Annotated in this window: 11 protein-coding genes and 1 pseudogene; 4 read left to right on the forward strand and 8 right to left on the reverse strand. The window is 33.4% G+C overall.

All coding sequences use genetic code 11. The annotated features are described in order from the left end of the window. Window positions 1-27: 27 nt before the first annotated feature. Complete coding sequence (gene secA, locus AD998_09345; GenBank protein ID KOY86322.1) at window positions 28-3,393, reverse strand: preprotein translocase subunit SecA; 3,366 nt, start codon at window positions 3,391-3,393, stop codon at window positions 28-30. A 349-nt stretch (window positions 3,394-3,742) separates the two neighbouring features. On the opposite strand from secA, the gene AD998_09350 reads away from it, so the two are divergent. The 4 genes from AD998_09350 to AD998_09365 all read left to right on the forward strand — a co-directional run bounded on the left by AD998_09350 (window position 3,743) and on the right by AD998_09365 (window position 6,709). After that, window positions 3,743-4,729, forward strand: a complete 987-nt coding sequence (locus AD998_09350; GenBank protein ID KOY88129.1) for an NADPH:quinone reductase — start codon at window positions 3,743-3,745, stop codon at window positions 4,727-4,729. A gap of 4 nt (window positions 4,730-4,733) precedes the next feature. Further along, complete coding sequence (locus tag AD998_09355) at window positions 4,734-5,327, forward strand: hypothetical protein (protein KOY86323.1); 594 nt, start codon at window positions 4,734-4,736, stop codon at window positions 5,325-5,327. Between the two features lie 151 nt (window positions 5,328-5,478). Continuing rightward, window positions 5,479-5,874, forward strand: coding sequence for a hypothetical protein (locus tag AD998_09360; protein ID KOY86324.1), 396 nt, complete (start codon window positions 5,479-5,481; stop codon window positions 5,872-5,874). A gap of 1 nt (window position 5,875) precedes the next feature. Beyond that, window positions 5,876-6,709, forward strand: coding sequence for an RNA polymerase subunit sigma-24 (locus AD998_09365; GenBank protein ID KOY86325.1), 834 nt, complete (start codon window positions 5,876-5,878; stop codon window positions 6,707-6,709). Between the two features lie 38 nt (window positions 6,710-6,747). Here the strand turns inward: AD998_09365 and AD998_09370 are convergent, their stop codons facing one another. The 7 genes and pseudogenes from AD998_09370 to AD998_09400 form a co-directional block, all read right to left on the reverse strand. Further along, the gene (locus AD998_09370; protein ID KOY88130.1) at window positions 6,748-7,491 is read right to left on the reverse strand and encodes an ATP-binding protein; all 744 of its coding nucleotides are present in this window, start codon (window positions 7,489-7,491) and stop codon (window positions 6,748-6,750) included. Between the two features lie 4 nt (window positions 7,492-7,495). After that, complete coding sequence (locus AD998_09375; GenBank protein KOY86326.1) at window positions 7,496-8,143, reverse strand: hypothetical protein; 648 nt, start codon at window positions 8,141-8,143, stop codon at window positions 7,496-7,498. Between the two features lie 103 nt (window positions 8,144-8,246). Further along, window positions 8,247-8,795 (reverse strand): hypothetical protein, encoded by a 549-nt coding sequence (locus tag AD998_09380; protein KOY86327.1) that lies wholly within the window; start codon window positions 8,793-8,795, stop codon window positions 8,247-8,249. A 15-nt stretch (window positions 8,796-8,810) separates the two neighbouring features. Beyond that, a complete protein-coding gene (locus AD998_09385) occupies window positions 8,811-10,940 on the reverse strand; it encodes a ferrichrome-iron receptor (protein KOY86328.1) in 2,130 nt (709 codons plus the stop codon). A 105-nt stretch (window positions 10,941-11,045) separates the two neighbouring features. Beyond that, window positions 11,046-11,348 (reverse strand): annotated as a pseudogene (locus AD998_09390) (hypothetical protein). A 573-nt stretch (window positions 11,349-11,921) separates the two neighbouring features. After that, window positions 11,922-12,422: a hypothetical protein gene (locus AD998_09395; protein KOY86329.1), complete on the reverse strand. Its 501-nt coding sequence runs from the start codon at window positions 12,420-12,422 to the stop codon at window positions 11,922-11,924. 29 nt (window positions 12,423-12,451) lie between these two features. Further along, window positions 12,452-13,384: a hypothetical protein gene (locus AD998_09400; GenBank protein ID KOY86330.1), complete on the reverse strand. Its 933-nt coding sequence runs from the start codon at window positions 13,382-13,384 to the stop codon at window positions 12,452-12,454. Between the last annotated feature and the right edge of the window lie 3 nt (window positions 13,385-13,387).

A 13,387-nucleotide genomic window follows, 5' to 3' on the forward strand; every position in this document is an offset into this window, starting at 1 on the left:
AGGCGTATTGAAAATACGCCTTATTTTTTAGTCTATTAGCACACATTTGTTATTTGCCAAATCTTCTTCCACTTTCTTGTATTTCACATCTCTAAGTACCTTACCGTCATGATACATCACATTTACTTTTTGGTTTCTATCCGCAATTTTTTGTGATTTCATGGGTTGTAATTTTACATCATGCTCAGGAGTAGGGTCGTAATACTCATTGCTTGCTGAAGAGATGTATTCTTCTTTTTGCATTTTGATTTTCTTGTTTTGGTTTTCCTGAACTTTTATTTCTTGAACCATTTGAGGTTCTTGTTCAGGGACAACCACATGTGAACGCATCAAGAATGAAATAATATCTTTGTTTACTCTCGTAATGAAGGTTTTGAATAACTGGAAGGATTCAAATTTGTAAATTAAAAGAGGATCTTTTTGTTCATAACTAGCCATTTGTACGGACTGTTTCAAATCGTCCATATCACGCAAATGTTCTTTCCACTCTTGATCGATGATAGCAAGTGTAGCTACCTTTTCGAGTTCCTTGATAACCTCAGTTCCTTTACTTTCTAATGCTTTTTTGAAATCAACTTCTAAGAAAATTTGCTTTCTACCATCACCAAAAGGAATACCAATATTTTGGAATCTGCCTTGAGTTGCTTCGTATTGAGCTTCTAAACCAGAATAAAGCCCTTCAAGAAGTTGTTGATTTTTAGATTTATAATATTCGACAATCTGACGATATAATTTACTGATAAAGTTTGCTGTATTTTTTGAAGTAAACTCAGATGCTTGAATATCAGGAGTGAAACCAAACGTAGAGATAAATTCTAATTCAAAATTTTCAAAATTATCAGGTGTTTGCATAGACTCTACAGTCTGCTTACAAACCTCATACATCATAGTATAAAGGTCAATTTGTAATCTATCACCAAATAAAGCGTTTCTACGGCGTTTATAAATTTGCTCACGTTGTACGTTCATCACATCATCGTATTCGAGCAAACGCTTACGCATGCCAAAGTTATTTTCTTCTACTTTTTTCTGAGCTCTTTCAATAGATTTAGTCACCCAAGAGTGCTGAATTACTTCACCTTCTTTCAAGCCCATTCTGTCCATTACTTTAGCAATACGGTCAGAACCAAATAAACGCATCAGTTGATCTTCCAAACTCACAAAAAACTGTGATGTTCCTGGATCTCCTTGACGACCAGCACGACCTCTAAGCTGTCTATCTACTCTACGAGACTCATGGCGTTCTGTACCAATAATAGCCAAACCACCAGCAGCCTTCGATTCTGCTGTCAGTTTAATATCCGTACCACGACCAGCCATGTTGGTAGCAATGGTAACTGTACCAGGTAAACCTGCTAAAGCAACTACTTCAGCTTCTTTTTGATTTTGTTTTGCGTTCAAAACTTGGTGTTTGATTTTACGCATAGCAAGCATTCTGCTGAGTAATTCAGAAATCTCGACAGAGGTAGTACCCACAAGTACAGGTCTGCCTTTTTCAGTCAGTTGTACAATTTCCTCAATTACAGCATTGAATTTTTCACGCATTGTCTTGAATACCAAGTCATTGCTATCTTTTCTTGAAATCGCTCTGTTGGTAGGAATTACTACCACATCCAATTTGTAAATTTCCCATAATTCACCTGCTTCTGTTTCTGCTGTACCTGTCATACCTGCCAGTTTGTGGTACATACGGAAATAATTTTGAAGCGTAACAGTAGCATACGTTTGAGTAGCTTGTTCTATTTTTACGTTTTCTTTAGCTTCTAAGGCTTGATGTAAACCATCAGAATAACGTCTGCCTTCCATCACACGACCAGTCTGCTCATCTACAATCTTCACTTCACCTTCTACAATGATGTATTCCACATCTTTCTCGAACATACAATATGCCTTCAAAAGTTGGTTTATAATATGAATACGCTCAGCTTTGATGCTATAATCTGAAATCAAAGATTCTTTTTGGTGTGCTTTATCTTCAAGAGATAGGCTTGTACTATTTTCAATTTTAGCTATTTCAGAACCAATATCAGGTAATACGAAGAAATTGGAGTCTTCGCTGGTAGTAGTAATTAAATCCAAACCTTTTTGAGTAAGCTCAATCTGATTGTTTTTTTCTTCAATTGTAAAAAACAAAGGACTATCAGCCTCAGGCATCAGTTTTTGGTTATCTGCCAAATAAATAGCTTCTGTTTTCTGTAAAAGAGTTTTCATACCTGTTTCTCCAAGAAACTTGATGAGGGGTTTACTTTTTGGCAAACCTCTGAAAGCTCTAAACAAAGCCAATCCACCTTCTTTGGACTCACCTGCTTGTATTTTCTTTTTGGCATCTGTCAAAAACTCATTGATAGCTTGTTTTTGAGCATTTACGAGTCTTTCAATACGTGGTTTAAGAGCATAAAACATCTCTTCTTGTCCTGTTTTACTCACAGGTCCAGCAATAATTAGAGGAGTACGGGCATCATCAATCAATACGGAGTCCACCTCATCGACCATTGCATAATGCAATTTGCGTTGCACCAGTTGGTCAGGGCTATTAACCATGTTATCACGCAGATAGTCAAAACCAAATTCGTTGTTTGTTCCGTAAGTAATATCTGCTAAGTAAGCATTTCTGCGAGCTTGTGAGTTGGGTTGATGTTTATCAATACAATCAACTCTCAAACCATGAAACTCAAATAGGGGAGCCATCCACTCACTATCCCTGCGAGCAAGGTAGTCGTTTACAGTTACAATATGTACGCCTTTTCCAGCTAAAGCATTTAAAAATGCAGGGAAAGAAGCTACCAAAGTTTTACCTTCACCTGTCGCCATTTCGGCTACTCTACCTTTATGAAGTACCACACCACCAATAATCTGCACATCATAGTGCATCATATCCCAAGTGATACGGTTACCTGCTGCTATCCAAGAGTTTTTCCAAACAGCTTTGCTGTCTCTGATTTCTACATTATCTTTTCTTGTAGAAATTTCTTTGTCAAAATCTGAAGCTGTTACTTCTAATTCTATATTTTCTTTGAAACGACGAGCTGTTTCTTTTACAATAGCAAATGCTTGAGGAAGAATTTCTTCTAAAACTACTTCAAGTTGTTTATCGTGTTCTTTTCCTAATTCATCAATTCTATTGAAAATCTTTTCTTGATCTAAAACACCCATTTGTGGATTGTCAGCAATTTGCTTTTTTAAATCAGCAATTTGACTATCAATGTCTTTTAGCTTTTCTTGTATATAATTTTTCAGTTCTTGAGTTTTCTGACGCAAACCATCATTGGAGACTTCTCTGAGTTTTGCAAATTCGATATTGACTGTACCAATATAAGGTTGTAACTCTTTACGGTCTTTTTCTACTTTAGAACCCACCAATTTGGCGAGGGCATTTACAATAAAATTAGCCATTTGTATGAATTAGTTAATATATTACGCAATTAAGAATAAAGTTTGCTTTCCACAAAATTTTGGTGCAATCCTTTTCGGACTGCAAATTTAATACTTTTTTTCGTTTTTGTGGATAATTTTTTCAAAAACTGACAAAATGGCTGGAATATATTTGTAATTGTTAAATTTTAATAAAATATGAAAAATTCAAAGAGATCCTTAGCTACATTTTTGTAGAGTTATACTTAAAACTCAATCAATGCTGATAATCTTGGGCTAAAAAAAAATCAAAAATTTCATCCGTTTTTATCTACTCATTTGTCAAAGCTATATTATTCACTAAAAATAATATATGTATATGACAACAACCATGAAACAGGTGCAACTTAAACAGTATGGCTCACCTGACGAATTAAAACTCATAGAAACAAATATTCCTCAACCCAAAACGGGTGAGGTAGTTATTAAGGTAGAAGCTATTGGAGTAAACTACTCTGATACACTACGTAGACGAAACCAGTATTTTCAACCTACACCATTACCTTATATTTTGGGTTCAGAAGCTGTTGGACAAATTGTTTCAGTGGGTGATGTAGTAACAGAACCTTATGGCGTTGGAACAAGAGTTTTGGCTATTCTTCCATTTGGTGGAGGATATTCAGAATATGTTTCTGCCATAGCACAATATTGTGTTCCTCTTCCACCTCATATTGACTCAAAAACAGCCACAGCTATCTTTGTGCAAGGAACAACAGCACAACTAATGATTTCACAATTTGCTAAAGACCTGAAAGATAAAACTGTTCTCATCAATGCTGCTGCTGGAGGTGTGGGTTCTTTACTGGTTCAGTTGGCAAAACTCAATGGTGCAAAAGTAATTGCAACAAGTAGCTCAGACGAAAAACTCAAAGTAGCTAAAGCTCATGGAGCAGATGAAACTATCAACTATTCTAAAGAAAATTGGAGTGAAAAAGTGAAATCAGCCAACAATGGACAAGGTGTAGATATTGCTTTTGAAATGGTAGGAGGGAACATTTATAATGAAACTGTAAAATCGTTGGCTCAAGGTGGACACCTTATTGTGTATGGTTGTGCAAGTGGTATTCAAGGGCAAGTACATCCTGAATATTTTGTTGATGAAAATATCAGTCAATCAGGTTTCAACTTGGCTTTTTACATTACTAATAAGATGCCACTATGGCAAGAAGCATTGGGAACGATTATAGAGCTGATAGCTCAGGGAAAATTAAAAATTGAAACTCCTAAAACTTTTACTTTGTCTGATGTTGCTGAAGCTCATAGACAAATTGAAGCAAGACAAACCACAGGAAAAGTAGTATTAACCACAAACCATTAAGAAAATGAAAAAATCAATTTTATATATCGCTATTCTTGTTATCGCAACGATTGCTGTTGCATTTACAACAAGTACAGATAAGGAACTGAAAAACAAATTGGAAAAACTTTCAGGAATTTATGCAGATGCTAAACCATATGCTTATGGACAGGCTTGGGGCAGAAGAGTATTTACTTTTGATAAGGGAAGATGGACTCTTCATTTTACGCTTGCCCTTGACCCTGAAATGAAAATGCAGGTTTTCCAATTCAGAACTTTGGGAACATATAAAATTCAGGATAAATCAAATAAAATCCCCAACACCTATCATGCTTTATTTTTTGAAGAAAAGAAATTTTTAACCTTAAAAACAAAGGATGAGAATTTAATCAAAGCATTTGGTTTTACACCTTGTAATATGATTATAGATGTAGAACAAGATGTATCTGCAAGTGGTTGTAGTGCATGGAAATCAGTTAAAGAGTGTCCAGGAGATTATGATTTGCTTTCATTAGACTCAGAAGGTAAATTATATTTTGGAAATCGTCCACAAGATAATGATATGTGTAGTCCTGAAAAACGACCTACATCCTTAACGCCACCAGTTATTAAAATATGAAATCATTTCAAGCAATATTAATAGGGATTTCATTGGGTTTTATGGTACTATTACTTGTATTTTACTACCTCAATAAATATTCATTCATTCCTGTTTTTGCATTTTTTAGCATCATTCTTTTTGTAATAAGCATACTTTTAAAGCCAAAAAAATGAAAACATTATTTAAAAATTCGCTATACAGTTTTCAATTGTTAGTTGAGAAGCCATCCATTATATTCTTTGATTGGACAGATAAAACAACAGAAATGAATTATGAAGATTTTCAAGCAGCTTGCAATAATTTTGCAGGTTTTGCATGGGAATACCAGTCAAAACACTTATTGGTAGATACTTGCAAATTTAACTTTCAGTTACCAGAAGAGTTTACAATTTGGCGTGAAGAAGAATTGAATCCACGTTATTATAAGTTAGGTGTCTATAAATTTGCTTATATTACTAAACCAGAGTTTTTACCGTTTATGAAGGACATTCCTGCTGAAAATGGTAAATTTGAAACACGAAACTTCATTACTTTTCAAGAAGCGATAAATTGGCTAAACAACTGATATGAAGAACACAGAAACATTGAAAAATGCGTTGAGTGGAGATATCAACGCATTTCAAACTCTTTTTGCTGAATTTCAAAATCATTTGAAATCTTACTTGTATAGACTCCTTGCCAATCGCAATGATGCAGAAGACATTACACACGATACGTTTATCAAGGGTTTTGACAAACTTTCAACCTTTAAAGGGGAGTCATCTCTAAAAACTTGGATATTTCAAATAGCGACTCATTTGGCATACAATTATTTACAACGACAAAAAAGATGGACACCCAATGTAAGTGAAAAAGCTAAAAAATTGGTGCTTGAAAACCCTTCGTTACGAAACGAGATTGTGAAAGTTCATGAAACAGCCACAGATGCAAAGTATGATATGAAAGAGCATATTGATACTTGTTTTACTTGTATCTCAAAAAATTTACCCATAGAAAATCAAATAGCCATCATACTCAAAGATGTATATGATTTCTCAGTTTCTGAAATATGTTTGATACTTGATAAAACTGAGGGTGTTATAAAATACTTATTACAAGATGGAAGAAAAACCATGATAGATATTTTTGATAATCGTTGTGCATTAATCAATAAAAATGGTGTATGTCATCAGTGTTCGGAGTTAAATGGCTGGTTTAATCCAAAAGAAAATCAACAACAAGCTCTTATGGAATTGGATATGGTAAAAGGTTCAAAAAAGTATAATCGTGAAGAATTGTATTATATGAGAACTACACTTATCAAAGTAATTGACCCTTTGCGTTCAAAGGGTTCAGAGTTACAAGAAATTTTAATGAAGTGCAATCGTATGGCAATGGATGAAATTCCAATACAAAACTGAATACTTTCATATAAGCCTTAAATTCATTTTTCTGATATTTACACTATTAGCAAATCGCAATACCAAAAACCTGTATCAAAAGGTTTTTGGTTTTCTTCTTTTTCACCACATTCATAACCATCATCATTATTTTTTGGAGTAGGCGTATAGGTTTGGTGTACTATTTCACCAATTTGAAAAGAAACAGGTTTTTGAAAAATAGGTCCATCATAAACAAACGTATGAAACTCACCATTTTCGCCACAAGGGTCAACATGAGAAGGTAAATCTTTCAGAAAATCTTCATCAATTACCCTTCCTACAAAACTTTTATCCAAATATTTTTCGTTTACACAGGTTATAATGGTTTTAAAACCTAAATCTAAAAACTCCCTGATAAGTTCTTTGGTAGATTGTTTCCAGAGTGGGAAAACACCTTTTAAATGAATTTTAGCTAACTGATTTTCACGATAAGTCCGTAAATCTTCTAAAAAAATATCTCCAAAAACTGAAACACTTGCTCCCTGATTTTTTAAAACTGTAAGGGTTTCAATCATCTGTTTTTCATAGACCTCCATCGTGGGCATTTCGGGAATCATGAGTTTTTGAAGTGGGATTCCAATACTTTGAGCTTGTAACTCCAAAAGTTCAGTTCGTACGCCATGCATCGAAATACGCTGATATTGCTCGCTCACGCTTGTCAGCAAGCACAAAATGTCATATTCTTGGCTTTGTAATAATTTGAACAAGGCGAGTGAGGAGTCTTTTCCTCCACTCCAATTGAAAATAGCTTTTTGTTTCATGATGTTATAATATAATATTTTTGGTATAAAAAGATTTTCCACTTGAAAATATTAATTGTTTCTGCCCTTGATATTCAGTTATTCTGACATTAAAGTCTTTTAAGGCGTAAACAAATGAATTTTTGATGCTAGAAAGTAGAGTCGTATCAAGATGATATTCTATGGGTACATTTTCAAAAACTTGATAAGTCTGAAAAGTATATTTGGTATCTACAAAGGTAACAAAGCCATATACAAACACTCTTGTTTGGTAATGATTATCTTGATACCCAAAAGAATAGTTTTGATAAGGAATATAATCTTGAGTAATTGGAGGAAACCAAATAAGAAAAAAAGAAGCTAATATGAGAGTAAGTCCAACAGGGATAAAACCTAATATGCTTAAAACTTTTATATATGATTTTTTAACTCTAAATCCTAACAGTAACCAAAGACAAACAGAAAAATATTCTAAAGAAAAAATAATGTAATCAGGAAAATTTCCTTGAATGGAATATCCAAAACTCCAAAAAAGATTATGGATAAAAAAGAAGATACTAAATCCAATTAAGTATTTTTTATAAGATTGAAATATAACATTTTCTATAATGAGATTGCTAATGACTGGAGCAAGGATAAACGTAAAAATATATAAAATGTAAATAAAAAGCATATAAACAGAAGAAAACTCAAATGTAGAATTATAATTTCAAAACAAAAAAAGAGACATTTATAAATGCCTCTTTTAATAAAATAGTTTTGTAGTGTAAAATCTCTTAAGCTAAGAATATCAAAAATATCAAAGGAAATAACAAACCTGCAACAGCCAATTTCCAACCTCTCGATTTGAATGAAAGTTTCCCCTTAGGCAACACAAACATACCTGTAACGGCAATGGTAATTAATGAAAGTCCAAAAATATCAGAATAATAAATCCACCAATTGGAAGTATTTTTATGTAAACCCATCATTTGGCTGATGATAGGCGTTTTTCTAAACTCAGTAGCTTCTCCTTTCCCTGTTTTCATATCAATTTCTATTTCGTGGCGTTCACAATTGATGCGAAGTTTATCGTTTTTGAGAGTATGTCTTCTAAATTTATCTTTGATTTTTAATTCATTAGAAACAAATCCTTTTACAAAAGCCTCTGTAATCTCCGATTCTTTGGGCAGTTGTGTCTGAAACTCTTTTGTTTCAATGGTGTATTTTTCTGCATGCCATTGGTCTCTGTGGTTCATCAGTATTCCCGAAAAGGCAAAAGAAATGATTAAACCTACATAAAAATACCCTAAATCTCTGTGAATAGAACGAATTGTCATTTTCATTGAACTTAAAACTGATTAAAATGTAAAACCTAATTGAACTGAAAAATTGGCAGGTGTAATCGGATTTAAGCTGTTATCATCATGAATGTTATAGTTTAATTCATTGAAAATATTCGCTAATTTTCCGTTTAATCGCCAATTTTTGTATTCATAACCCACTACAAAATCTACCAAGAAGTAATTGGAAAGAGGAATGAGTTTGAACGTATCGTTATCTACGGTTAAACGAGTAGAACGCCCCGCAAATCTACTACCAAAATATTGACTAATGACACCTACATTCAGATTTTTTAATGTACCTTGAGAAAATGTATAACTGATACTAGCATTGGCTGTGTTTTTGGGATTGTAACGAAGCTCACTACCAATGACATAGATGTTGCTTTGTGTATATTTGGTTTCGTTGAAACTATATCCAAACATCACAGAAAGGTTTTTGATAGGCTTGAAAACAGCATCTACCTCAATACCCTTCGATTTTGTTTCGCCTGCCAGTTCTCTGATATTAGCGTTTGTATTGCCATTGATAAGAGATGTTTGAGCCAAATTACTATTGATAATTTGATAGGCTGTTACATTGAATTGTAGTTTTTCAGAGAATAATCGGTTTTTAATACCCACTTCGTATTGGTCTATGATAGAGGGACTTAAAGCATTTCCGTTGATATCAACACCTGTATTTAGTGAAAAAGAGTTTGAGTAGCTCGCAAATACAGTATGTTTTTTGTTCGGTTGAAGAATAATACCCAATTTAGGAGAAAATGGTTTATCTGTTTTTTCTGTTGAGGTAAGTGTATTGACACCATAAGTAAATACATCGGAAATGGATTTAATTTGGTTATAACGTATTCCTACAAACAACTTTACGTACTTAGGAAAACTAATTAGGTCTTGGGCATACACCCCATAACGATTAATAGGGTTTTTTGTAGCTGTACTTGGGTCTAAATTAGGTATAGTAGGTTGTGCATTAGGGTCATAATCTTGAAAAATATTGATTTCATCGTAATTGGAGAAGGTTCTATAGGCAGTTGTATTGGTAATAAAACGCTCTGCATCTGCACCCACAAGAGCCTGATGTTCAATGGCTCCAGTTTTAAAACTCACATTGGCATCTATTTGTTGGATAAAATAGGTATCATTGTTTGTGGAACGCTGAATACTTCTACGCCAAGTACCATTTGTTTGGATAATTCCACCTGAAGCGTTAGGTCTTGTGTTAGAAAATAAGTCTGTGGCATAATTTCTAAAGCCCATCAAGGCATTGAGATGCCATTTTTCTGAAATCTGCCAGTCGTATCTGGCTGAAGCATAGCCTTGTTCAGCGTTGTATTTGCCCCAAGTAACACCCAGAAATCTTTCTCTGGGAATATCCACAACCTCATAATTGATGATTCCTGCTCCAAAATCGGGAATGGTACTGCTCTTGATGTAGTCTCCTTCTAGTAAAAGAGTAGAATTGTCTGAAATTTTAAAAAGTAAGGATGGATTTACATAAAAAGTATTGGAGTTTACATATTTTCGGAAACTCTGAGCTTGTTGATGTGAAGCGTTGAGCCTGAATGCAATGGTTTTTTCTTTATTCAGTGAGCCATATACATCTATTTGAGGTTTATAGTTCTCAAAACTACCTACTGTAAGGCTGGCATTTCCTCCAAAATTGAATTTTGGTTTTTTTGTAATGATATTTAAAACACCTCCAGGAGCAACATTCCCATATTCGATGGCTGTATTGCCTTTCAAAATTTCTACTTTTTCAATGCCACTCATTTCTATTTTCATTCCATTAAAAAAACGGATACCATTCTTGAATGTATTGGTGGTAGAAATATTAGAACCTCTGGAAGCTATTTCTTCCTGATAACCACCTGTATTGCCCATAATGTAAATACCATTCACATTTTTAAGAACATCTGTAAGGTTCATAATTTGTTGTTCTCGAAGTATTTTATTGTCTAAAACACTCATAGCTTGAGGCAAATCCATTTCTTCTAACTTATTCTTAGAAACTTTAGAAGTTTTGATAATAGAACCATTGACAGAGATTTCTTCAATGGCTTCTTGACGAGTGGAGTCTTTGGTTTGGCTTTGAGCCAAAACCAAAGAACTCATACAAATAAAAGCTGGTAGAAGTATATATTTCATATTTTGGTTTATTTAGACTAAATATAAATAATGACACAAAAGTATAAATACTTCTTACGCTGTATTTGTCAAATCAGGAAATTGATTTGGTAAATCGGAAAAAAATTAATGTTCTACAAGGCTGGGACTAATCCCAAAATAGTTTTTATAGGCTTTGCTGAAGCTACTCAGAGAGGAATAACCCACCAATTCAGCAATTTCAATGAGTTTTTTATCAGAATTTTTTAAAAAATGTTCAGCTTTGAGCATTCTGTTTTCCAAAACGAAATCAAAAATAGTACATCCATATAACTCTTTAAAACCCTTTTTGAGATAACATTGGTTAGTTCCAACAGTTTGGGCGATCTCAGGAATTGTAAGTTTTTCGTGTAAATGCTCCTGAATATACTGATGAGCATGTTTTACTTTTGTTGTTTCAGTTGTCTTTTGGGATAGTCCACATTGTGTACAGCCACAATGAGATTCATAAAAATGATTGTTTTTAAACAGATAATGAATTAAGTATAGAATCTGACTTTCTAAGAAAATCTCTCGTTCAATGCCCTTTAAATCACAATGAATCATGTCCAATAATTTTCCTTGTACGTTACAGCAAATGCTTTCTTGTCTGGTAACAAGCAGGGTAGAAGTTTTGTATCTTTCCAGATAATGTTTTTCAAGTTCAATGGTTATATTATAATAAGCACCATTAAGGTCAAAAACACAGGAAGTTGGATTTAAAAAGTATTGTAGGAGGTAACTATGAGCTTTTTCTTGGATATTTACACAAGATTCTCCTTCAAAAATTTGTTGTTGGATAGAAAGATGAATCTGAGAATGAATATGTTCGAAATCTGTGGAAACCATTTGGTAGGGTTTAGCGAGCTAAAAATGCAGGCAAATGTAAAAAATATTTTTTATTTTTAATTATTCTAAATAAAAATAAAAAGTGTGAGTTTAACACCCACACTTTTTTTGTTAGCAATAAAGAATTTTAATGTCTTAAAAACTACCAATATTCATTACTTTAGGAGTTTTGATGGTAGAATGGTTTTCAGGAACAACAATACTCACAGGGGCTGGCATTCCTTGTTTGGGATCTTTTTTATCAATCCAAATTTTATAAATAGTTCCAGCTACAGCCGAAGCCCCATAACCCGAGCCACCTGTTTTAGAAACATTTACTCGTGTAACTTTGACAGGTTGAGCATAAAACTTAATATTATTGAAGTCCTTTTTGAGTGAAAAAGGTTGAACTGTTTGCCTTAATGTTACATTTACAGGGTCTTCGTTTATCAAACCACCTCCAGCAATACTTGTAAAACGCTGAGCACATTCATCTAAATCTTTGGAAGAGGTCAGAATATTCACATATTCTTCCAAAACCTGTTTTACTTCAGCAGGTAGTTTTGAAACAGCAATATCTCCTGCCTTACTTTGAGCAAATGAAGTTTGTAGTCCTATCACTACAAAGCACCACAATACAAATCTGATTCTTTGCATAACCATTTGTTTTTTAGTTAAATAAAAATTTAAGAAGTCATCATCTTATAAAAAATAAGTAATTCAATCAAAACAGTTAAAGGCAATAAAAGAAATAAAGCACTCGGAAATAGAGAGTAATCCTCTAAAGAACCATCACTCAATATTTTAGGGCGACCAGGCAAAGCATCTTTTAAAACAGCTTTTGTAGGCTCTTGAGGTAGATAAAATAACATCTCTTGAGCTTCATCTAACAAATGCTCAGGCTGGTGCGAAGAGGCTGTAACAGTATAGCTTTTATCACCTACCATCATTTCAAAATACAATCTCATTACTCTTCGTCCATTGATTTTGGTATTGGTTGCTTCACTTCGGATATACTTCCCATACCCAATCATGCCATATTTTAAAATTTTTAAGTTTTTTAAACCTGTAAGGACACCAAACACAGCAAAACCTAATCCAATACATGGAAAAATAGCAGTAAAAACAACAAACATACCAAAGGGTTCTTTTCTAAGATTTTCAATGCGGGAATAGGTAGGTTTTTCTGTCAAATAAATAATAGTAGGAGTATCGCCTACTTGGTATTGTCCAGAATAGCCATACGAAACGCCTGTTTGTTTAGTATCTTTGTTATCTGAAAATTCATAATAATAAGCATAAATTCTGTTTTTATTCTCTTTACTGTTAGTTGCCCCAATAGTAGTAATAATTCCTTGTGTTTTAGGGCTATCAGGTTTAAACTTCCAATCCGAAAAATCGGCAAAACCTACAAAAACAATGACAAAAATAAGCCCCAAAGCCATTATAGAAAAACCAACAATAGATGAAACATCACCAAAAAGAACTCTGATTTTCAAGCCCAAAGGGATAAATCTTTCTTTAGAATACATAAAAGAATAATGGAAAAAAGTTATTTCAAATATATAAAAATGAAGTAAAAAAACTACTATTTGAATGTTTTCTTTTGTATGTTGCAAATA

The sequence above is a fragment of the bacterium 336/3 genome (genome assembly GCA_001281695.1).
Classification (GTDB): domain Bacteria; phylum Bacteroidota; class Bacteroidia; order Cytophagales; family Thermonemataceae; genus Raineya.

Coding starts and splice junctions, on each gene's coding strand:
- AD998_09350 (KOY88129.1), top strand. CDS start 3,743: ATGAAACAGGTGCAACTTAAACAGTATGGCTCACCTGACGAATTAAAA.
- AD998_09365 (KOY86325.1), top strand. CDS start 5,876: ATGAAGAACACAGAAACATTGAAAAATGCGTTGAGTGGAGATATCAAC.
- AD998_09360 (KOY86324.1), top strand. CDS start 5,479: ATGAAAACATTATTTAAAAATTCGCTATACAGTTTTCAATTGTTAGTT.
- AD998_09375 (KOY86326.1), bottom strand. CDS start 8,143: ATGCTTTTTATTTACATTTTATATATTTTTACGTTTATCCTTGCTCCA.
- AD998_09380 (KOY86327.1), bottom strand. CDS start 8,795: ATGAAAATGACAATTCGTTCTATTCACAGAGATTTAGGGTATTTTTAT.
- AD998_09395 (KOY86329.1), bottom strand. CDS start 12,422: ATGCAAAGAATCAGATTTGTATTGTGGTGCTTTGTAGTGATAGGACTA.
- AD998_09355 (KOY86323.1), top strand. CDS start 4,734: ATGAAAAAATCAATTTTATATATCGCTATTCTTGTTATCGCAACGATT.
- AD998_09370 (KOY88130.1), bottom strand. CDS start 7,491: ATGAAACAAAAAGCTATTTTCAATTGGAGTGGAGGAAAAGACTCCTCA.
- AD998_09385 (KOY86328.1), bottom strand. CDS start 10,940: ATGAAATATATACTTCTACCAGCTTTTATTTGTATGAGTTCTTTGGTT.
- secA (KOY86322.1), bottom strand. CDS start 3,393: ATGGCTAATTTTATTGTAAATGCCCTCGCCAAATTGGTGGGTTCTAAA.